Origin of the sequence: Moritella dasanensis ArB 0140, assembly GCF_000276805.1 — a bacterium.
GTDB classification, from domain to species: Bacteria; Pseudomonadota; Gammaproteobacteria; order Enterobacterales; family Moritellaceae; genus Moritella; species Moritella dasanensis.
Window position 1 is genome coordinate 120,047 of sequence record NZ_AKXQ01000008.1, and the last position, 19,769, is coordinate 139,815.

Annotated in this window: 19 protein-coding genes; 13 read left to right on the forward strand and 6 right to left on the reverse strand. The window is 41.9% G+C overall.

Annotated features, from left to right (window positions below; translation table 11 throughout):
- Positions 1–71 precede the first annotated feature (71 nt).
- The 8 genes from A923_RS0108670 to A923_RS0108705 are packed head-to-tail and all read left to right on the forward strand — an operon-like array spanning position 72 to position 7,878.
- Entirely contained in the window at positions 72–500 is a 429-nt protein-coding gene (locus A923_RS0108670; protein ID WP_017221274.1) for an acyl-CoA thioesterase, read from the forward strand.
- A complete protein-coding gene (locus tag A923_RS0108675) occupies positions 493–1,194 on the forward strand; it encodes an outer membrane lipoprotein carrier protein LolA (RefSeq protein ID WP_051039729.1) in 702 nt (233 codons plus the stop codon). Before A923_RS0108670 ends, A923_RS0108675 begins: the two co-directional genes overlap by 8 nt.
- Entirely contained in the window at positions 1,181–3,628 is a 2,448-nt protein-coding gene (locus A923_RS0108680; RefSeq protein WP_017221276.1) for an MMPL family transporter, read from the forward strand. The genes A923_RS0108675 and A923_RS0108680 overlap by 14 nt, the downstream gene beginning before the upstream one ends.
- On the forward strand, positions 3,625–4,230 hold the full coding sequence (locus A923_RS0108685) for a DUF3261 domain-containing protein (RefSeq protein ID WP_017221277.1): 606 nt from the start codon (positions 3,625–3,627) through the stop codon (positions 4,228–4,230). The genes A923_RS0108680 and A923_RS0108685 overlap by 4 nt, the downstream gene beginning before the upstream one ends.
- Positions 4,227–5,432 (forward strand): beta-ketoacyl-ACP synthase, encoded by a 1,206-nt coding sequence (locus A923_RS0108690; protein ID WP_017221278.1) that lies wholly within the window; start codon positions 4,227–4,229, stop codon positions 5,430–5,432. The genes A923_RS0108685 and A923_RS0108690 overlap by 4 nt, the downstream gene beginning before the upstream one ends.
- Before the next feature lie 25 nt (positions 5,433–5,457).
- Positions 5,458–5,934, forward strand: a complete 477-nt coding sequence (locus A923_RS0108695; RefSeq protein WP_017221279.1) for a hotdog family protein — start codon at positions 5,458–5,460, stop codon at positions 5,932–5,934.
- Positions 5,927–6,652 (forward strand): 3-oxoacyl-ACP reductase FabG, encoded by a 726-nt coding sequence (gene fabG / locus A923_RS0108700; protein ID WP_017221280.1) that lies wholly within the window; start codon positions 5,927–5,929, stop codon positions 6,650–6,652. Before A923_RS0108695 ends, fabG begins: the two co-directional genes overlap by 8 nt.
- Positions 6,652–7,878, forward strand: coding sequence for a beta-ketoacyl-ACP synthase (locus tag A923_RS0108705; protein WP_017221281.1), 1,227 nt, complete (start codon positions 6,652–6,654; stop codon positions 7,876–7,878). The genes fabG and A923_RS0108705 overlap by 1 nt, the downstream gene beginning before the upstream one ends.
- A gap of 105 nt (positions 7,879–7,983) precedes the next feature.
- Here A923_RS0108705 and A923_RS0108710 read toward each other — a convergent pair whose 3' ends face one another.
- Positions 7,984–9,222 carry an alpha/beta hydrolase gene (locus A923_RS0108710; protein ID WP_017221282.1) on the reverse strand — a complete coding sequence of 413 codons (1,239 nt, stop codon included), beginning with the start codon at positions 9,220–9,222 and terminating at the stop codon, positions 7,984–7,986.
- Positions 9,223–9,410: 188 nt separating this feature from the next.
- Here A923_RS0108710 and A923_RS0108715 point away from each other — a divergent pair, with 188 nt between their 5' ends.
- From A923_RS0108715 to A923_RS0108725, 3 genes are all read left to right on the forward strand, one after another.
- Positions 9,411–10,145: a DNA-3-methyladenine glycosylase I gene (locus A923_RS0108715; protein ID WP_017221283.1), complete on the forward strand. Its 735-nt coding sequence runs from the start codon at positions 9,411–9,413 to the stop codon at positions 10,143–10,145.
- The gene (locus A923_RS0108720; protein ID WP_017221284.1) at positions 10,135–10,674 is read left to right on the forward strand and encodes a DUF1439 domain-containing protein; all 540 of its coding nucleotides are present in this window, start codon (positions 10,135–10,137) and stop codon (positions 10,672–10,674) included. The genes A923_RS0108715 and A923_RS0108720 overlap by 11 nt, the downstream gene beginning before the upstream one ends.
- A 207-nt stretch (positions 10,675–10,881) precedes the next feature.
- Positions 10,882–11,277 carry a hypothetical protein gene (locus tag A923_RS0108725; RefSeq protein ID WP_017221285.1) on the forward strand — a complete coding sequence of 132 codons (396 nt, stop codon included), beginning with the start codon at positions 10,882–10,884 and terminating at the stop codon, positions 11,275–11,277.
- Positions 11,278–11,375: 98 nt separating this feature from the next.
- Here the strand turns inward: A923_RS0108725 and A923_RS0108730 are convergent, their stop codons facing one another.
- Positions 11,376–13,292: a methyl-accepting chemotaxis protein gene (locus A923_RS0108730; RefSeq protein WP_017221286.1), complete on the reverse strand. Its 1,917-nt coding sequence runs from the start codon at positions 13,290–13,292 to the stop codon at positions 11,376–11,378.
- A gap of 226 nt (positions 13,293–13,518) precedes the next feature.
- On the opposite strand from A923_RS0108730, the gene A923_RS0108735 reads away from it, so the two are divergent.
- On the forward strand, positions 13,519–13,851 hold the full coding sequence (locus A923_RS0108735; protein ID WP_017221287.1) for a PBPRA1643 family SWIM/SEC-C metal-binding motif protein: 333 nt from the start codon (positions 13,519–13,521) through the stop codon (positions 13,849–13,851).
- A gap of 463 nt (positions 13,852–14,314) precedes the next feature.
- Here A923_RS0108735 and btsR read toward each other — a convergent pair whose 3' ends face one another.
- Together btsR and A923_RS0108745 are read right to left on the reverse strand one after the other, a co-directional pair.
- On the reverse strand, positions 14,315–15,028 hold the full coding sequence (btsR, locus tag A923_RS0108740; RefSeq protein ID WP_017221288.1) for a two-component system response regulator BtsR: 714 nt from the start codon (positions 15,026–15,028) through the stop codon (positions 14,315–14,317).
- A gap of 3 nt (positions 15,029–15,031) precedes the next feature.
- The gene (locus A923_RS0108745; RefSeq protein WP_017221289.1) at positions 15,032–16,735 is read right to left on the reverse strand and encodes a sensor histidine kinase; all 1,704 of its coding nucleotides are present in this window, start codon (positions 16,733–16,735) and stop codon (positions 15,032–15,034) included.
- A 326-nt stretch (positions 16,736–17,061) separates the two neighbouring features.
- Here A923_RS0108745 and A923_RS0108750 point away from each other — a divergent pair, with 326 nt between their 5' ends.
- A complete protein-coding gene (locus A923_RS0108750; protein ID WP_017221290.1) occupies positions 17,062–17,868 on the forward strand; it encodes a GGDEF domain-containing protein in 807 nt (268 codons plus the stop codon).
- 120 nt (positions 17,869–17,988) lie between these two features.
- On the opposite strand, the gene A923_RS0108755 is transcribed toward A923_RS0108750, so the two are convergent.
- Positions 17,989–18,447 carry a GAF domain-containing protein gene (locus A923_RS0108755; protein ID WP_017221291.1) on the reverse strand — a complete coding sequence of 153 codons (459 nt, stop codon included), beginning with the start codon at positions 18,445–18,447 and terminating at the stop codon, positions 17,989–17,991.
- Between the two features lie 267 nt (positions 18,448–18,714).
- Positions 18,715–19,767: an aldo/keto reductase gene (locus tag A923_RS0108760; RefSeq protein ID WP_017221292.1), complete on the reverse strand. Its 1,053-nt coding sequence runs from the start codon at positions 19,765–19,767 to the stop codon at positions 18,715–18,717.
- Positions 19,768–19,769: the final 2 nt, after the last annotated feature.

The following is a 19,769-nucleotide window of genomic DNA, read 5'->3' on the forward strand; positions in this document are numbered from 1 at the left end:
CTGTAAGAGTAATAGGCAATAAAATCACCAAGGCCGACAACACGATCGTATGCATAAGGAAGTAGAATAAAATGAGTAAAAACAGTTTATTATCAGAATCCGTTATTATTGATGTACCGTTTCATGATTGCGATCCGATGAATGTTGTCTGGCACGGTAATTATGCCCGTTACTTTGAAGTAGCGCGCAGTGCGCTATTACGTAAAATGAATTACGATTATGAAGATATGAGTAAATCAGGTTACATGTGGCCGATTGTCGATATGCGAGTTAAGTATATTGCGTCTGCGCGTTATGCTCAAAAGATTAAAGTTGATGCGCACTTGGTTGAAGTGGAATCAAGACTGAAAATGGAATACATAGTTACTTGTTTAGAGACGGGTAAGAAGTTAACCAAAGCATCCACGATCCAGTTAGCGGTAGACTTAGAAACCCAAGAACTACAATACGTCACACCAGCTGCTTTTACTGACAAACTGCACGGTGAATTGAATGCCTAATTGGATGCCTCGCAGGATGTCTAGTCCGGTGCCAAGTTCGGTATACAGTTGGTTACGACTACTGCTGTTAATGTCGTTGGCCGGTAATGTATTTGCTGGTGATGATGTTAGCACTGCAAACTCAGGTCAAATACCACAGCCTGCTGCGCCACAGGATTTATTAGCGCAGTTTAAACCATTGACGATCGCCAGTGGCACGTTTGTGCAAAACAAGTATTTCACTGTGCTGAACAATCCAGTGACTTCTACGGGTGAACTGTATTTAGATCAAGCCTTAGGGTTTGTTTGGCATACCAGTAAACCGATTGCATCGACCATGATCCTAAAAGATGATGGGCTTTTTGCCATAGATCATCGTCAACAGCAGACCAAAATCAATAATGCCACACCGATTGCGACGGTACTCATGGGTGCTTTGTCTGGCGATCTAACTGCATTAGAAAGTCAATTTAGCCTAGCTGCATCATTATCCAAAAACGTATCATCCACAAAAATGGCATCTACCAGCCAAACCTGTATTGAGCTGACACCAAAAGACGACACTATCGCTAAAGTGATGCGCGTTATTAAATTGTGCGGCGGTGATACGGTTGAGCATTTAGTGCTGTTTGAAACATCCGGTAATCGTACCGAGATTGAACTGAGTTTGACTGCGGTTGCTGAACTGCCAAAGGCCATCCGTGAGCAACTCTAGCATTAGCACGAGCAGTAACAGTAACTGTAATAATCTAAGCCATGATAGTAACCTAAGCCATGATAGTAACAACAGCCAAAAAAAACGTGGCTTGAAGTTGTACTTATTGCAACTGTTCGCGGTATTACTGCTAGCGGGTTATCAACTTGGTTGGGGTCAATGGCAAATAGAAACTAATATCTTGTCGTTATTGCCTCATGACAGCCAAGCGCAAGCCAGCCAAAAATACGACATCCAGCAAGCCAAATCAGCGTTATTCCAACAAGCTAATCAGCGGGTGCTAGTCGCTATTTCTGGCGAGCAAGCAATACTAGCCTATAAGCAACTGGCGGAAACCATCCGCACATTTGATGGCATTGAAAATGAAGCGATGACAGTACCGGATATCAAGGACATTATCGCCTTCTATCAGCCTTATCGCGACTGCGTGATGACTGCGGACTATCAAGCTTTACTGACAGACCCTCTGGCGACATTAAACACAGCCCAAGCCATTAATAACTTTGTGTTAGGTAAGTTGACCCAAGTTAGCGACCCCTTTGTTAGCGGCAGTTTAGCGATTGCACCACGCTTAAACCTGGCCGACTTCTTAGCGACAGGCCTCGCGCAATTACAATCGTTCGAAACCGAACAGGGCATCATTGTCGTTAACCAAGACGGCTTAAAGCATTACATCATGCCCATTAAAGTCGCTGTAGATGGTTTCTCGGTTAAACAAACTCAAGCTTTTTCGCAGCAGTTGCAAACTGAATTCAAGACATTAGCAACTCAGTTTGATGTGGACGTGCTTTATAGCGGGGTATTGTTTCATACTGCCGAATCAAGTCAGCAAGCTGAATTTGAAATGTCGACGTTTGGTGTTATCTCACTGCTCGCGGTGTTATTGATGATTTTAGCGGTGTTCCGCAGCGCTAAACCGGTTAATTTAGCCTTGGTGGTATTAGCCATCTCGGTGGTTTATGGCTTAACGGCGGTCGTTACTTTATTCAATCAACTACATTTACTTACGTTAGTTTTCGCTGTGACCTTAATCGGTATCGTCATTGATTACTGTTTTCATGCTTTTGTCAGTCTCAGCACTAACAATAACAAAGGCGGCATTAAATCGATTCGTACTGCGTTGTGCTTAGGATTTATCACGACGGCACTAGGTTATGCAGCACTGATTATGTCGCCATTATCCTTGCTGAGCCAAGTTGCAGTATTCATGATTTTCGGTTTATTTGGCGCACTGTTAACTGTGTTGCTATTACTACCGTATTTAAACCTCAGTGGCAAAATTAGCGTCACCCCAAGTGTTTGGATATTAACGGACAAGCTGAATGTGTGGTTAAGCCGTTTACATCAGCAACGCCGCGTTATATTGGTGGTGTTGAGTGTTGGCCTAGTCAGCGCAGTTGCCATCGACGATATTAACTTCAATGACGATATTCGCTTACTTAATTCCAGCCCGGCATTTTTGATTGATAATGAAATCAACATGGCGAAGCTGATGGGGTATCAACACAGTCAGCGTATTGTTATTAGCGCTGATGACAGTGAAACCTTGCTGCAACGCCAAGAGACCTTATTAAATCAGTTAGCAACTCAGCCAGATCTAGCGGTGAAAAGCATGGCTAGTTTATTGCCATCAGTTGCTAAGCAGCAGCGTAATAATACCTTATTGAAACAAGCTGAGCAGCAACAGCACTTTACTTTAGGACTCGGCACGTTAGGCTTGGTTGATGCGGTAGATGACTTTACGCCGCTGACACTAGCTGAATTTAATGCTGGACCATTGCAGGCGCTATCATCAATATACATTTATCAATATCAAACGGGTGATGGCACTAGCAATGTAGACAATGGTAACTTTCATGATAAATATGCACTCTGGGTCGAAACCTCGGGTGTTGCGCTCAATAGCGAACTACAGCAATGGATCGCTGAACAAGCCGATATGAGTATTGATAACAAACCTGCGGAAGTAACGGCAGCATTGAGCCATTATCGCCAAGCGTTATTCTTGCTGTTTGCGGGAGCTATATTGGTTGTGACGATTGTATTGTGTTTACGCTTTGGCTTAACGCAAGGGTTATTGGGCTTGCTCAGTATTGTGCTGAGTGCTGGTGGCGCGTTGTTATTAACGCAGCTGAGCTTAGGCCATCTTAATATCTTTAACTTGTTAGCAGTGCTGCTGATCCTTGCCTTGGCGATTGATTATGTGATCTTCTATCAAGAGCATGGTTTACAGCGCAATACTGTTTTAGCGATTACGTTATCGGCTATTTCCTCGGCTTTGGTGTTTGGTGTGCTTGCGCTAAGTGTGACGCCTGCGGTAGAAAGTTTTGGTTTGACTGTTATGTTTGGTATTTTATTGGTATTTCTATTATCTCCCTTAAGCGCAAAAACACTAGCTCCTTTAAGTGCGGTAAAACTGGAGGTTGAAAAATGATATTAAGCCGATTCAGAGTAAGCGCCGTACGAACCTCGATGTTAGCACTGGTGATGTTAGTACTAGCAGGTTGTATTAGCATGCCGCAAAGTCATTTAGTTACTATGGCGCCTAATGTGACGTTACTGCTCACCGCGCCGCCAAAAGCATTACAGATGCAGGCGAAGACGCAGTTAATTGAAGCAGAGTTTAACGGTGACAGGCAGAGTTTATTAGCTCAGGTGGAGTTTACCGAAACCCAGATCAAGCTGGTGGCGATGACGCCTTCTGGCATTCCCTTATTTGATGTATTGTGGAGTGTTGCAGATGACGCAGTTATCAACCAATATGTGCCAGTACCGGGATTAGATATCAGCTATGTGATTGCTGATCTACAATGGGTTAATTGGCCGTTTGCACAATTACAGTTGGCGACAAATGGTTCATTTACTCAAGCGTTCAAGAATAACGCAGGCCAAACGCCAACGGATTGGACTCGTACGTTAAGCCAGGACGGAAAAGTCATTTTGACTGTCGAGCAGTTCGATAATCGCTATATCCTTACGCATTTATTGCGCGATTATCAAATAACAATAACAGAATTAACCAAGGTGTCATTGTGAGTATCTGTCTAAAAGATTTTGGTGTGGTATGCGCACTCGGTGATTCAAAAGCCTCGGTCGCCGCAGGACTATTAAAGGGAAGTCGTGACGGCCTGGTACTCGATAGTGATTTACCTAATGCTGAAGCGCAATATGTCGGCCGTGTAGCAGACTCGACTTTTGATAAAGCAGTAACAAATATTAGTATGGACAGCAAAGACCAACCGTTCTCGCGTAATGACAAGCTTGGTCAATTAGCTTATTTACAGATAGCCGATACTCTGGCGCCATTGATTAGTGAATTTGGTCAACAACGTATCGCCGTAGTCATCGGCACCAGTACCTCGGGTATTGAATATGGCGAGCAAGCATTAAAGCATAAGATCGCCACGGGTGAATACCCAGATGGTTACCATTACCGCATGCAGGAAATGGGCACAACCGCGCAGTTTATTGCTGATTTATGCCAAGCTAAAGGCCCTGTTTATAGTATTTCTACTGCCTGTTCATCGAGTGGGAAAGCTCTAGTGAGCGCGCAGGCATTGCTTGATGCTGACTTGGCAGATGTAGTCATTGCTGGTGGTGTTGATAGTTTAGCTAAATTGACTGTGAATGGTTTTAAGGCATTAGCATCAACAGCGACAGCGAAGAATAATCCATTTTCAGCAGACCGCGATGGTATTAATATTGGTGAAGCGGCAGCCTTGTTTATCGTCACCAAAGCGCAAGGCGGTATTCAATTGTTAGGCGCGGCGGAAACCTCTGATGCCCACCATTTATCGGCGCCACACCCTGAAGGTGAAGGCGCGTTACGGGCGATGCGCATGGCGTTGGCTGAAGCGAATTTGCAAGGTGAGCAAGTCGATTATGTAAACTTACATGGTACTGGCACCCCGAAGAATGATGACATGGAAGCAAAAGCCATGTTCAACGCTTGTGGCAGTAAGGTATTGTGCGGGTCGACTAAGGGCATGACTGGACATACATTAGGTGCTGCTGGCGCATTAGAAGCAGGTATCTGTTGGTTGTTATTACATGATGAATACAACCCATTAAATAACGTCCCCGCTAATGTTAGCGACGGTGAGTTTGATAGCAGCCTTGCGCAAATCAACTTAGCGGATGCAAGCAGCACTTCTGCTACTACATTACAAACGTGCATGAGTAATTCATTTGCTTTTGGCGGTAATAATATCAGTCTAGTGATAGGGAAACAGCCGTGAGCACTGTAGTCATAGGTAAGAAGCAATGAATCGTTCTCTAGTAGGTAAATACCTAATCGCGGACGTATTACCGCATAGCGCGCCAATGATCTTATTGGATGAATTGGTGGGTTATGATGACGAAAACGTCAGTTGTCGCGTGACGATCACACCTGATTTACCTTTCTTTGATAATGCCAAGCAAGGCGTACCCAGTTATGTCGGCTGTGAATACATGGCGCAAACGATTGCGGCATACGGCGGCGCGCATGCACTGGATGATGCAGGTGAAGTGAAAATCGGTTTTCTATTAGGCTCGCGTAAATACCACGCCGAAGTGGGGGTATTTAAAGTCGGGAAGACCTTGTTAATCGAAGCCCAAAAACTAATTCAAGACGAATCAGGACTGTGTGTTTTTGATTGCGTTATAAAAGATGAAGAAAATGCGGTATTAGCGCAAGCTAAAATCAATGTATTTCAACCGCAGGATCCAGCACAATTTTTAAAGGATAATCATGAGTAAACGTATTTTAGTAACAGGCTCAAGTCGTGGACTGGGTAAAGCGATCGCACTGCAATTAGCCAAAGACGGTTTTGATATTAGTGTGCATTGCCGTTCAGGCGTTGAAGCTGCGCAGGATACGTGTGCACAAATTGCAGAACTCGGTCAAGCGACTAGTTTATTACAATTTGATGTGTGCGATAGAGCGGCAGCCAAAGCCAGTATTGAAGCCGATATTGCCGAGCATGGTGCTTATTATGGCGTCGTCTGTAATGCTGGTATTACCCGTGACATGGCATTCCCATCAATGGAAGGTGAAGATTGGGATGACGTGATCCGCACTGGTTTAGACGGTTTCTACAATGTTATTCACCCAACGGTTATGCCGATGGTACGTGCTAAGCAAGGTGGCCGTATTGTCACTATGGCGTCGGTGTCTGGCATCATGGGCAACCGTGGTCAAGTCAACTACAGCGCAGCTAAAGGCGGTATTATTGCCGCTTCAAAAGCGTTATCGCTGGAGCTAGCAAAACGTAAGATCACGGTAAACTCGGTCGCACCGGGCCTAATCGAATCTGACATGACTGCTGATCTACCAATCGATGAAATCAAAAAAATGATCCCATTAAAACGCATGGGTAAACCGGAAGAAGTTGCAGGTACCGTATCATTCTTAATGTCTGATTGCGCAGCGTATATCACTCGCCAAGTTATCTCTGTTAACGGTGGATTAGTTTAATGCGAAGAGTTGTTGTAACAGGCATGTCTGCGATCACCGCGCTTGGTGATGATTGGGCAACGTTTAAAGCAGGATTAGAGAAAGGTGAAAATGTCGTTAAAGTAATGCCTGAATGGGATTATCTTGACGGCCTGAATACCCGTTTAGCGGCGCCAGTATTGCATTTTGAAAAACCAAAACACTATAAGCGCAAGCAAGTACGTTCGATGGGCCGGGTATCCTTGATGTCGACACGGGCCACTGAATTGGCGCTAGAACAAGCCCAATTATTAGATCACCCGGCATTAACCGATGGCAGTACCGGTATATCTTACGGTTCATCTGTGGGTTCTACCGAGCCGCTGATTAACTTTAGCCGCATGATGGACACGGGCAACATGTCTGGCGTCACAGCGACCAGTTATATCCAAACCATGTCACACACTGCGCCAGTCAATGTTGGTGTATTCTTTGGGCTGACGGGCCGTGTTATTACCACCAGTTCTGCCTGTACCTCGGGTTCACAAGGTATTGGTTATGCGTATGAAGCGATTAAGTTTGGCCGTCAAGATTTGATGGTTGCTGGTGGCGCAGAAGAGCTGTGTATTACCGAAGCTGCGGTATTTGATACCTTGTATGCAACCAGTGTTAAAAACGACACTCCAGCACTGACGCCACGTCCATTTGATAAAGACCGTGATGGTCTGGTTATTGGCGAAGGGGCTTGTACGCTTATTTTAGAAGAGCTAGAGCATGCACTTGCACGTGACGCGACGATTTATGCTGAAGTGATCGGCTTTGGTTGTAACTCGGACGGTAAACACGTAACCCAACCAACCGCCGAAACCATGCAAATTGCTATCGAACAAGCGGTTGCAGATGCTAATATCGATATTGCTGAAATTGGTTATGTGTGCGCGCATGGCACGGCGACCGATCGTGGTGATATTGCTGAAACCAATGCCACTGCTAATGCGCTGGGTAGAAAACCAATTAGCTCGCTAAAAAGCTACCTTGGGCATACATTAGGTGCCTGTGGTGCAATCGAAGCGTGGGCGTCAATCAACATGATGCAGGATAACTGGTTCGCACCAACGATTAATCTAGATAGCATTGCCGAAGAGTGTGGTGATTTGGATTATATTCGTGGCGAAGGTCGTGAGATCCACACTGATGTGGTGATGAGCAATAACTTTGCCTTTGGTGGTATCAATACCTCGCTAATCTTTAAGCGTTGGAATACATAACCTTGAAATAAATGATTTACAGTCGGATTTAGCATAAGATCTGAATCAAAACGCGCCTTACTTGTCATCAAGTGGCGCGTTTTTTATGCTTGAATCTTGACAGTGCTAAATGTTTTTAGTTAAGAAGTTAATCACATAATCACTGGCTGCTTCACTATCAGGGCAGTGGCCAACCTTGCCAAAAAATGCGGTTTCACCTTGTGATGATAATGCTGCAGTCTTCTTCACGTCTTCAGGCATAGCTACAGGGTCTTTGTTGGTATTGATGGCTAATAATGGCGTATCAATTCTCGCCTTACCATCAAAGTAACCACGTGTTGCCAGCGAGTATTTAGCTGCGTTATTTATGTAATAGTTCATATCACTCGGGTCGCCACCTAAACGTGCAATTAGCGCATCTGCAGACATGGCTGGAATGAAGTCGAGTAATTTGTGGTTTGTTAACGGTCCATCTACCAACGAACAACGCGCTACCACCGCTTTGAGTTTTGGTTCGTTAAGAGCAAATTCAAGTAATGCTGGACCACTGCCAGAAGAACCAAGTACCCCAATACGATCAGCATTGATATTGGCATTTTGTTGTAAATATTTAAAGGCCGCATTATGGGAACTATCCAGATTGCCAACCGTTAACGCATGTTTATAATCCAAACCGCCGCCCGGCATATCAAAGGTTAATACCGCGTAACCCTGGGCATTTAGTTTTATTACTGATGCGTGGTGTTCGATGAGGGTTTTATCAACGCCACCAGACCAGATAACTGCAGGCAAGTTAGTGCCATGTGCTGGTAAATGTAAGATACCAGGCACGCTTGTGCCATCGGCTAACGGTAAGCGAACAAGTTCGACATTATCACCGGCTAGTTGCAGTGATTTAATGTAACTATTTACGGCATTATCAAGCGCGAAAATCTCATTCGGGCGTTTCAAATTCGGGTAGCTAGCAATAAGGTACATGGTCGATGCTTTCATGTAGGCTTTTGTGGCCGCTTCAGGATCTTTTAATTGCTGTGCTTGCTGTAGTAAAAAATCAGCCGCTTGCGAGAATTCATAAGTCCAATATGTCGGTAAATTCAGGTTTTCAGCATCTCTTAACTTACCATCGCTGTTAATAGCTTGTAATACTTTCTTAATTTCTATTTCAGCTAAACCGGTTTTGGTCCAATCTTCAAAGCGTAAACCGCGATAAAAGTCTTGTTGTATCTCGTCTAAGTTATGCTTAAAGCTAGAGTGACTGGCGATATTAGTATCTGTAGTTTGTGCTTGGGCGCTTAACGACAGCACTGGCGACATTATTAGAGTAAACATTGATGACAAGAGTAATGGTAAGAGTAGTTTTTTCATTATAATTATATGCCTATCCCTGGTTGTTATGCTTATTATAGTCACATTAATGTAGATTTTTTGTCGTGATGGCGGTTATATCTATGAAGTAGGCGTAAAAAATTTGTAAGCGCGAGTAAAAATGTTTTTGGACAAATCTAATTTACTGTACACTTATCCAATACATTTTAACGGTTTAGAGATACGTAATGGAATCATTCGATAAAATATACCACCGAGCTGCTGAGCGTAAAGGCGGGGAGCTGGCGCTAGCGCATTTAATATCGCAGCCGCTAACAAATGCACAACTTGTTACAGTACAGGATTGCGATGTATTGGCGGAATTTACCCGAGCGATCTTTAAATCAGGTTTCGTATGGCGAATTATCGAAATTAAATGGGCCGGATTTGAAGAGGTGTTCTGGGGTTTTGATATTGATAAACTGGTCTTAATGCCTGATGACATGTTAGAACGTAAAGCCGCTGATACTAAGATTATTCGTAACTACACCAAAGTCAAAACCGTGCGTGACAATGCACAGTGGTTAAAAGAGATATGTGATGAACATGGCTCTGTCGCCAAGTGGTTAGCGCAATGGCCGGCAGATGATGTTGTTGGCTTGTGGCAATACATGAAAAAACACGGCAGTCGTTTAGGCGGTAATACCGGGCCGTACGCACTGCGCCGATTAGGTAAAGATACCTTTATTTTAAGCTCTGATGTTGAAGCTTATTTCCGTGGACATAAACTTATCGACGGTGGTTTGATGACGAAACGTAGCTTGACCACTATTCAAAACGCGTTTAATCAGTGGCAGAAACAGTCAGGTTATAGCTTACAAGAGCTGAGTCAAATTATCGCATATTCAGTGGGTGATAACCGTGTTGGTTTTAGTGCTGAGACTTTAGGTGACGAGAAAGAGAATGTAGATAATGAAAAGTAGAGTGAAAGTGCTGAATAAGTTAATATTTACCTTGTTATTACTGTGCGCATCTATATTACCAGCACAGGCACTAACGATTAAATTTAGTGAAGCGGAATTACAAGACAAAGTTAATAAAGTGATGCCGTTAGTAAAGAAAACGTCTTTTATGACGGTTGAGTTAACCAACCCGATATTAACGTTAGCCAAAGACAAAAACGAAATTGAATTACAGTTAAACGTTAAGTTGTTGATGGGTGGGTTAGAAAACCGAGGTTATACGCGATTAACAGGTTCACTGAGTTATAAATCTGAAGATGCGGCGTTTTATGTCACCAATATGCAAGTGCATGAAGTGACCGTTGAAGGCATGCCGGAGTTCTTTACGCCTCAAGTAATTAAAATGGCGGAACAAATTGTGAACCCGGTACTTGATCAAATGCCAATTTATAAACTAAAAGATGACGTAACCCAAACGATGGTTAAAGCGGTATTAGAGTCAATTGAAGTGCGAAACAAAACCTTAATAGCGACACTCGACGTGATTTAATCAAGATGTAAATTGTGATGACGATAAAAATACCGCGTAGCATGATGCTAATCGGTATTTTTTTTGTCTGTAATAACGTTCATCGCAATAATAATATTGTGATCTATGTCATGTTTTGTTATTATCCCTATAGAGGTACTTTAGGTTGCTGGTTTAGCAAACTTACTGTTCTCGAGAATCTGTTTTCTAAAGTAAGGATATTTTATTTTGACAATTCAACAGTCTACACCGCTCCGTGATCGCGATTGTGCTAAACAAATCGAGGGTAATGCTCAGCAAGTTAATTGTAAGGGTGACAAGATAGAAAATATTGCACAGTTGTTGATGCATTTAGGCATGGACGACATTAAGGATAAGTGTGATGACTGTGATATTGAGGTTCGTAATGCTTGTTTAGCCAAGCAGTCGCAGGCCGAACTGGTCAAGCGGGCTAAAATAGCTACTGAGAAAAAAATAGCTGAAAAAGCAGACACTGACAGCCAGTGTGTTGAGGCGAATTTGTTAAACAATCGGTTGTTGAATGGCAGAGAATCTACGATAGAGAGTAAGCTTATTTTAAGCAGTCTTTTCGCCAGTATATTTGTTGTCGCAATGCGATTTTAATCGCTAGATTCTAATAACTAGATTTCAATAATGAATAAGCCCTGCATGAGCAGGGCTTATTCCGTTTAGCGACAATACTTTCTTCACTAAGTTAAAAACTATAGCTTAAACACACCAACCATATCGCCAAGACGTATCGACAGGTCTCGCAGTTCATGACTTGATTTAGCTAAGCCTTCCGCAGTATCTGCAGTACTCTGAGTGATGTCATTAATCTCAACAATATTCTGGTTAATCTCATTCACCACTGTCGATTGTTCTTCTGTTGCCGTTGCAACTTGGGTATTCATGTCCGAGATCAAGCTGATACGCTCACCAATAGACACTAATGCTGCCGAAGTATCTGTTGTCGCGATAGTCCCTTGTGTGGTTAACTCACGGCTTTTCAGCATCGCTGCAACAGCACTTGTTGCCTCGTTTTGTAAGTTATCAATCATGGTTTGAATTTCGTTGGTTGATTGCGCTGTGCGGCTGGCTAAGTTACGCACTTCATCAGCTACAACGGCAAAACCACGACCTTGTTCACCTGCTCGTGCAGCTTCAATTGCGGCATTTAAAGCAAGCAAGTTAGTTTGTGCTGAGATACTGCTAATCACTTCTAAAATACTACCGATCGCTTGGGTATTATTGGCTAATGAGTCGATAACTTGGCTCACTTCATCAACATCGCCAGCTAACTGGTGAATAACATTGCTGGCTTGAGAAACAACAAGCTGGCCATTACGCGTATCTGTTTCAGCGCTTTGGGCTTCACCTGCTGCACTTGATGCATTACCAGCGATCTCATTAACCGTTGCGCCCATTTCATTAATAGCAGTAACAACAAGAAAAGTACGGTCGCGCTGCTCATGGCTATTGTCTAAAGTAATTTGCGCTTTATTAGCCACTTCAGTTGCCGCGCTTTGCAATGCTTCACCGGTACGTGATACTTCTTGCATCGAATCGTGGATCTTGGTGATAAAGCTATTAAAGCCTAATGACAGCTGCGCTATTTCATCATGGCCTTGAATATCGATACGCTGGCGTAAGTCGCCATCACCATTACCGAGTTCTGCAAACACATCGGCGATACGTTGAATTGGGCGGGTAATATTGTTACCTAACCAGATAGCAATGAAGGTAAAGGCGAGGGCAATGCCTAACGTCCATAACATGATCTTATTATTGGCTTGCGACAAGGTTGCAAACGCTTCTTCGGTTGGCAATTCTGCGATCACATACCAATCCATTGACGGAATATAACTACTGGCAAGCAGTGTTTCGCGTCCAGCAATGGTTGATTCACTTATGTTAAAGGCGCTTTTTTGCAACAGCGTAGATGCCACATCACGGCTATATAAACTGCTTATGTCCGCTTTGCCGATTTGGTTGTTATCTTTGTGCAAGCGCACTGTACCATTGGCATCAACCAGGTATACAAAACCAGTTTGTTCTAGTTTGAACTGGTTAATAAAATCAACCATGTCATCAAGTGACTTAGAGAACCCCGCCATTCCCAAACCATTGAGCTGTTGGTAATTAATGAATAGCTTGGTTTCGCCGTTTGATTCTTTAAAAATACTCACCGATTGGGCTTTATTGCTGCTAGTGAAATCATAGAACCAGCTATCTTGTTGGTGATTTAATTGACGTAAAAACCCATCTTGATTCCAGTAGTTGCCATTTTTACGGTTAGCAATAGAAGCATCAATGAGCTGATATTGATTTTTAACATCATTCAATGTTTGTACTAATTGTTGCTCTTGTTGTGGCGTTGTCGTTTCTGCAAGACGTTCTAGCATAAAGCGGTTGCTGGCTATCTGCTCAGCGGCTTGTTGTATAGTTGAGATTTCTTTATCGACTTCATTACGGATCTGCATTAATTTCGCGGGTAACTCAGATGTGGTTAAGCGCGTTTCGATGACGTCTTTGGCTAGGTTTTTACTCACGAATCCGACGAGTAAGGTAGCTGTGATCACGGCACTAATCATGGTTATGATCAGTTTTTGTTTGATGCTAAATTGACTGAAATTCATTAGGTTATTGTCCTAGCCTATAGATAAGAAATTTTATTTATAATTATTTAATTTTAATATAATACGTTAATTAACTGGTTAACGGCTGAAATGCTGAAACCTTTAGTTATATATGCTCGCATTGAATATATTTTTAACTAATTAAACGACCTAGTGTTTAAAAAAAAGCGTTTTTATAGTATAAGAGCGGGTTGAATTAAGAATATCCCCAAATTAGGAACTGAAAATGTCTAAAATGTTTTTCAAAGGTCGTATTGACGCAAGATTAAATCATGTTAAAGGTGGCTATAACACTAAGCGTGATATTAAATTGGGGTCGGAAGAATCGCCTTTAAACTTGAACGTTCAAACAGTAGAGCGTCAAACTGAAATTGAAGCAATTTTAGCGGAAACAAAATTAGTTGCGAACATTGAAGTAAATGCAGATAAAGAAGAAAACATCCGTGATTTAGACGGTATGTTGAATAAACCAAAAACAACTGTATTCGAAAAAACCCCGAATCGTAATGAACCTTGCTTGTGCGGCAGTGGCAAAAAATACAAAAAATGTTGTGCATAATTTGATTTTTGCATAAATTATTTTAGTATTTAAACTATATATTATTAAGCCCTTAATTATTTGATTAAGGGCTTTTTTTATCGCTACCACTTAATCTTCCTGACGACCATATAGTGTGAGTATTGGCTTGTTTTACCGGTAACATAAACCACTTAATTTGCCATGTTGCCACTGACTGAATCAATACTATTAATATGTACCTATGTTACTAAAATTACGCTCATATAAATAAGGAGATCTATATGAGTTTGTTGTATTTTTTTTGGTGGCTAGCGTCTATCAACTAAGCTCGTACAGCACTGTTGCTGACAGGGATGCATAAAAGATTGAATGTAAATCAGCCTGGCAGGGGTGAAAAAGTGATTATACATTTAAGTAATGTTTCTTTATATTCAGTCTTTTGCATAAAAATAGCCTTACTCACGACTACCGTGGTAAGGCTATTTTTTTAGTTACATTATGCTTAAAGAATGCCTAAGTTTTGTTTTAACCGTTTCAAATAGCGACGGCTAACGGGGAGCGTTTGGCCACTGTTCGTCATGATTTCAGCCAAACCATTATCTAATAGTTGGATCTCTTTAATAGCCTTTAGATTGACTAGATATTGTCGGTGACAGCGGATCATTGGGGTTTTCTCTTCCAATATCTTTAATGTTAACTGACTTGTCGCTTCTTGCTGACCGGTATTAATGTATACGCCTGATAGACCACTGTGTGCAAACTCAATATCTTTTGTCGCGATAATCAAAATACGATTGTGACCAATACAAGGTACATGCTCTAAGTGTGTCAGCGTGATAACATCATAATTTGGTTGTTGGGTTGATTTAACTAAGCGTTCGACGGTTTTTTGGAGGCGAGCTGGGTCAACCGGTTTTAGCAAATAATCAAAGGCGTTTTCTTCAAAGGCTTTTACCGCATATTGGTCGTATGCTGTTGAAAAAACCACTTTCGGCATGGTGTCAGTATTTAACATCGACAGCATCTCGATACCGGTTATTTGTGGCATCTGAATGTCTAAAAATATAATATCAGGTTTGTATTTATTAATTAATTGTAACCCTTCAATTGCATTTTCTGCTTGTTGAATTACCTGAACTTGTTTGGTTTCATGTAATAATTCGATTAACTCTTCACGAGCATACTGTTCGTCGTCAATGACAATAGCGTTAAGCATGAGTTAGTTTTCCTTATTTGTTGTTAGCGTATTAGTTGTGGCCGTAGTTGGCAGCAAAAATGATACTTGGGTCAGCTTATTCTTGGTCGTTGTTATTTGTAGACTCGAGCGCTCATTAAAATGATTAACGAGTCGCTTATCTACTATTTTAAGTCCTAACCCCGTTGATTCTTCTTTGTTCTTGACAAATGTACCGGCATTGTCAGTCACAACAATGCGTGTCCCTTCAGTCGTTTTATGGCTGTATATCTCTAACTTACCCGCGCTCAACATCGTTGAAATACCGTGTTTAATGGCATTTTCAATCAGGGGTTGCAGCGTAAAAGTCGGTAGTTTTATATCCATTAATGCGGGATCGATGTCAACGCTTACACGTAGTCGATTGGTCAGCCTTGCTTGTTCTATGGTGAGGTAGGCATTTACATGCGATAACTCCTCGCGCAAGCTGACAGACTCGATATTTTGCTTTAGATTTTTACGAAAAAATTGTGACAGGTGCTGTATTAAGATTCTGGCTTTTTCAGGTTCACGACGTGTTACAGCACTGATCGTCGTCAATGCATTGAACAAGAAGTGCGGATTAACTTGGGCGTGTAACAGTTTCAGTTCTGCTTGTGTTAACAAGGTTTGTTGTTGCTGGTAATGGCCCAGTAATATCTGACTAGACAGTAATTGCGCGATACCTTCTGCCATTGATACGTTGATGTTAGACAGTAGTTTTCGACGTGCTTCATAGAGTTTAATGGTACCGACCACTTTGTTATCACCATTGCGTAACGGCAGGATAATCGCAGTGCCTAGACGACAACGTCGGTTAACCTTGCATTGGTAGGTATCAGCGGTGGTGTTTAGATCTATAATACGGTTTTCATCGATGGCTTGCTGGATGCTACTAGATATAGGCACGTTAGCATGATGGTGTTGTTCGCCGATGCCGATAAACGCTAAGATATTTTTGGTATCCGTGATGGCGATAGCGCCAACATTGGTCTCTTCATGAATGATACGAACAATTGTTTGCGCACTTTCAGTATTGAGCCCTTGATTGAGAATACCGACACTGCGATCTGCAATTCTAAGCGCGCGTTGTGAAAAAGTAGTCGAGTATTTTTCATAAATAGACTTTCTATCTTCAATAATACTCATGAATAACACCGCGCCGATGGTATTGGCGAGGATCATGGGTATGGCGACAGTCGTGACTAAGTCATATGCTTGTTGATAAGGTTCTGCGACAACCAGTATTATTGCCATTTGGGTCAGTTCTGCAAACAAGGTAATAAGAAAGATAACTTGTGGTTTGAATAAGTAGTTTATCTTATTCTTGCGCAATAGATAAACATGCAGTAAACCACCAATGAGCCCTTCGACAGAGGTTGAAATAGCACACGCTACATCGGTAAATCCGCCCATGAAGTAGCGATGTATGCCACCTGTCATACCAACGGCTAATCCGACTATTGGTCCACCAAACAGTCCACCCATTACAGCGCCGATTGCACGCGTATTGGCGATGGCATCTTCATATTGCAGGCCAAAATAACTGCCCATGATACAAAATATCGAAAATATTAAGTAACAGCTAAACTTATGTTCCCAGCGTGAAGATATGTTTAACAACGGCATAAAGATCGGGGTTTTGCTAAGCAAATAAGCAAAAACGAGGTAAACACACATTTGTTGTAATAGAGAGGGGATTAATTCCATAATTACATCTCAGTTTATATATGTATAACAAACAGTAACGTTATTTTTATAGATGATTCGTATAAAGTAATTGGCTAAATGTGCTGTTTATTGATGAATTAATTAGGATACACAAACTTTTTTAAAAAACCTATTAAATATAATAGTTTAGATGTATTTAAGCGTTGTTTGAATGAATAATAACAGTTAGCTTAAATCGACTGCAATTTTGGTTTTAATTTAATACTAATAAAGGAGTAATATTAAGGGTTTAAGGTATATATCCATAGTCTATGCTAGGGGTATTAAGTTATAATCATTTTTTCGCCAGTCTACATGGAATTAGTATGTCATTAATAAATCAAGTTATTCAAAGTTTCCCTGGATTAGTGGCGGTAAAAAAATTAACTGGTGAACATGTCGTTGTAAATGAAGGCTACCAGGGCTTTTTTCCATTTGATATACATGGATTAACGCTTGACGACATTATAGAGAAAATTGAAGACAAAGATGTGATTGACCTATTACTACAGTGCAAAGTAAATGATGCGGCGGCGTTAGCTGAACCGGATAAGATGAAAACCAGTATTGAAACCTTCAATGACACCAGTTTTGAATCTGTGCGATATATTATGCAAGAAGGCGATGAGGAGTTCATGGCGTTATTGTCTTGGGATATCACCGAGAAAGTGAAAACGCAGCATAAACTAAATCAACGTTTACAGCATGATGACTTGACCGGCATTGCCAACAAAACGGCATTAATGCAACGTACTTTTTACAACAATAATACTGTCGTGTATTTGGACCTCGATAACTTCAAACGTATTAACGATACTTTTGGGCATTTAAAAGGTGACGAGATGCTGAGGAAGTTTGCTTTGTACATAAACAGTCAGCTACGCGACAAGGATACTATTTACCGTGTCGGTGGGGACGAATTTGTGGTTGTGTTTGAAGATGTTGGCAAGGTTAAAATTGACCAACGTTTAACTCAAATACGTAATGATATGGAGTTAGATAAAGACTTTTTAGGGATTTCATTTAGCTTTGGGTTGCACGTGATGAGTCACGATATCACCTTGTCTGGTGCGCTTGAATCGGCAGATAAGTTGTTATATGTGAGTAAACAATTACGTAAAAGCCAGCGTTGACAGGGTTATTTATAGAAAACAGAATTAAGGCTATCAGTAAAATGAAGGTGATTAGCAGAATGAAGGTGATTAGTAGAAAAGGCCGTTAGCAGCATATCAATATACTGCTAACGCTTTACATTACGAGAATGCTAATTCGATATCGTTTTTCAATTGCACTAATTCACTACACATCGATGGTTCACCTTCGTTAAAATCAAATGTTTTATCATTTAGCGCACAGATAGTGCCAACGACAACACCTTGATTAACAAGTGGGAAGCCTAGGTATACACCGAGGTTGAATTTCACGTAATCTTCGTTGTCTTTCCATTCTTCATCAATACTGGCGTCTGGAATGAATACCGGTTGGGCAGTATCCACAACGCGTTCGCAATACAGTTCGTGACAACCCGGTTGTCTACTTTTCGGACCACAATCACCAACATTATAAATAGGCTGTTCATTGGCTACGACAACTTCCATTGTGTCGTGCTTTGACTCCATAATCAGGATCGAGTGTAAACCTGAATGATCTGCAAGCGTATTAAGGCGCTTTTGCCATTCAGCGAATGACTGTGTGATGTTATCAAATGGCATATTTAATTCCTTATATCCGTATTTGGAGTTTTTTTGATTATACCTATTAAGTGTGTTTTTTTAGTTGATTAGATCGCACTTTTACACACTTAACCGTAAATTATTGTCAGTCATAATGAATATATTACGATCTTAATCCGACTTATTTTAAGTTCATTTAGTCCTTTACTGTAGCAGCTGTTGTGGGTTGCAGCAAGAGCATGGCTATTTCCTCATGCTCGTCACAATCCTTAATTCATTTATTAGCGCTAAGACTTAGCAACAAGATTAAAACGGTGCTGGATAACGCTTAAACACAGCGCTTATATCCGCTAATGTTTGTGGTGTTAACGGCGTTGCAAAGGCGTTAATGTTTTCTATTAGTTGCGCCTGTGTTGTTGCGCCGATAATGGTCGAGGTGACACCATCAACTTGGTCACACCAGGCTAAGGCTAATTGTGCAGGGGTGATGCCACATTGATGGGCAATCTCGGCATACTCAGATGTCGCCAGTTGGGCAGCTTCGGTGTCCCTAAACAGCTTGTTACGTTGCGAGAATGTCCAGCGGCTGCCTTCCGGTCGTGCATTGTTTAAGTACTTGCCAGATAACATGCCGGTTGCTAGTGGTGACCAAGGTAAGTAAGCAATATCTTCATGTACGCAGTTTTCGACTAAATATGGCCAGTCTTTGGCGTGCAGTAGGCTGAATTCATTTTGAATCGATACCATGCGTGGTAGGTCATATTGCTGGCTGAGTTTCAGGTAGGTATTAATACCCCAAGTTGTATCATCAGACAGACCACAAAAGCGGATCTTACCGGCATCAACACAACGTTTTAGCCCTTGTAATATATCCAGCATTTGCGCGGTATGATCGCCAGCGTTGATGTCACTAAAACGAACATCACTGGGTGTGTGACGGCCAAAATGTGGGTTAGGGCGGTTTGGCCAGTGCAGTTGGAATAAGTCGATATAGTCAGTTTGCAGACGCTTTAATGAAGCATCAACAGCTTGAACGACACTGTCACCTGTAATTGGCGCACCATTACGTACCCAAGGTAAACCCGGACCGGCAATTTTGGTTGCCAAGATAATGTCTTTACGGCGTTGTGGATTAGCCGCTAACCAATTACCGATAATGGTTTCGGTTTTACCGTAGGTATCTGCTGACGGTGGCACGGCATACATTTCTGCCGTATCGATAAAGTTTACGCCTTGCGACAGCGCGTAGTCAATTTGTTGGTTGGCGTCTTGCTGGTTGTTCTGAAAACCCCATGTCATGCTGCCTAAGCAGACTCGTGACACAGACAAACCGCTACTACCGAGTATTGAAAATTGCATTG

Excerpts from the sequence above, each read along its gene's own strand:
- A923_RS0108670 (WP_017221274.1), top strand. The coding sequence starts at position 72 with ATGAGTAAAAACAGTTTATTATCAGAATCCGTTATTATTGATGTACCG.
- A923_RS0108675 (WP_051039729.1), top strand. The coding sequence starts at position 493 with ATGCCTAATTGGATGCCTCGCAGGATGTCTAGTCCGGTGCCAAGTTCG.
- A923_RS0108685 (WP_017221277.1), top strand. The coding sequence starts at position 3,625 with ATGATATTAAGCCGATTCAGAGTAAGCGCCGTACGAACCTCGATGTTA.
- A923_RS0108695 (WP_017221279.1), top strand. The coding sequence starts at position 5,458 with ATGAATCGTTCTCTAGTAGGTAAATACCTAATCGCGGACGTATTACCG.
- fabG (WP_017221280.1), top strand. The coding sequence starts at position 5,927 with ATGAGTAAACGTATTTTAGTAACAGGCTCAAGTCGTGGACTGGGTAAA.
- A923_RS0108705 (WP_017221281.1), top strand. The coding sequence starts at position 6,652 with ATGCGAAGAGTTGTTGTAACAGGCATGTCTGCGATCACCGCGCTTGGT.
- A923_RS0108710 (WP_017221282.1), bottom strand. The coding sequence starts at position 9,222 with ATGAAAAAACTACTCTTACCATTACTCTTGTCATCAATGTTTACTCTA.
- A923_RS0108715 (WP_017221283.1), top strand. The coding sequence starts at position 9,411 with ATGGAATCATTCGATAAAATATACCACCGAGCTGCTGAGCGTAAAGGC.
- A923_RS0108720 (WP_017221284.1), top strand. The coding sequence starts at position 10,135 with ATGAAAAGTAGAGTGAAAGTGCTGAATAAGTTAATATTTACCTTGTTA.
- A923_RS0108730 (WP_017221286.1), bottom strand. The coding sequence starts at position 13,292 with ATGAATTTCAGTCAATTTAGCATCAAACAAAAACTGATCATAACCATG.
- A923_RS0108735 (WP_017221287.1), top strand. The coding sequence starts at position 13,519 with ATGTCTAAAATGTTTTTCAAAGGTCGTATTGACGCAAGATTAAATCAT.
- btsR (WP_017221288.1), bottom strand. The coding sequence starts at position 15,028 with ATGCTTAACGCTATTGTCATTGACGACGAACAGTATGCTCGTGAAGAG.
- A923_RS0108745 (WP_017221289.1), bottom strand. The coding sequence starts at position 16,735 with ATGGAATTAATCCCCTCTCTATTACAACAAATGTGTGTTTACCTCGTT.
- A923_RS0108750 (WP_017221290.1), top strand. The coding sequence starts at position 17,062 with ATGTCATTAATAAATCAAGTTATTCAAAGTTTCCCTGGATTAGTGGCG.
- A923_RS0108755 (WP_017221291.1), bottom strand. The coding sequence starts at position 18,447 with ATGCCATTTGATAACATCACACAGTCATTCGCTGAATGGCAAAAGCGC.
- A923_RS0108760 (WP_017221292.1), bottom strand. The coding sequence starts at position 19,767 with ATGCAATTTTCAATACTCGGTAGTAGCGGTTTGTCTGTGTCACGAGTC.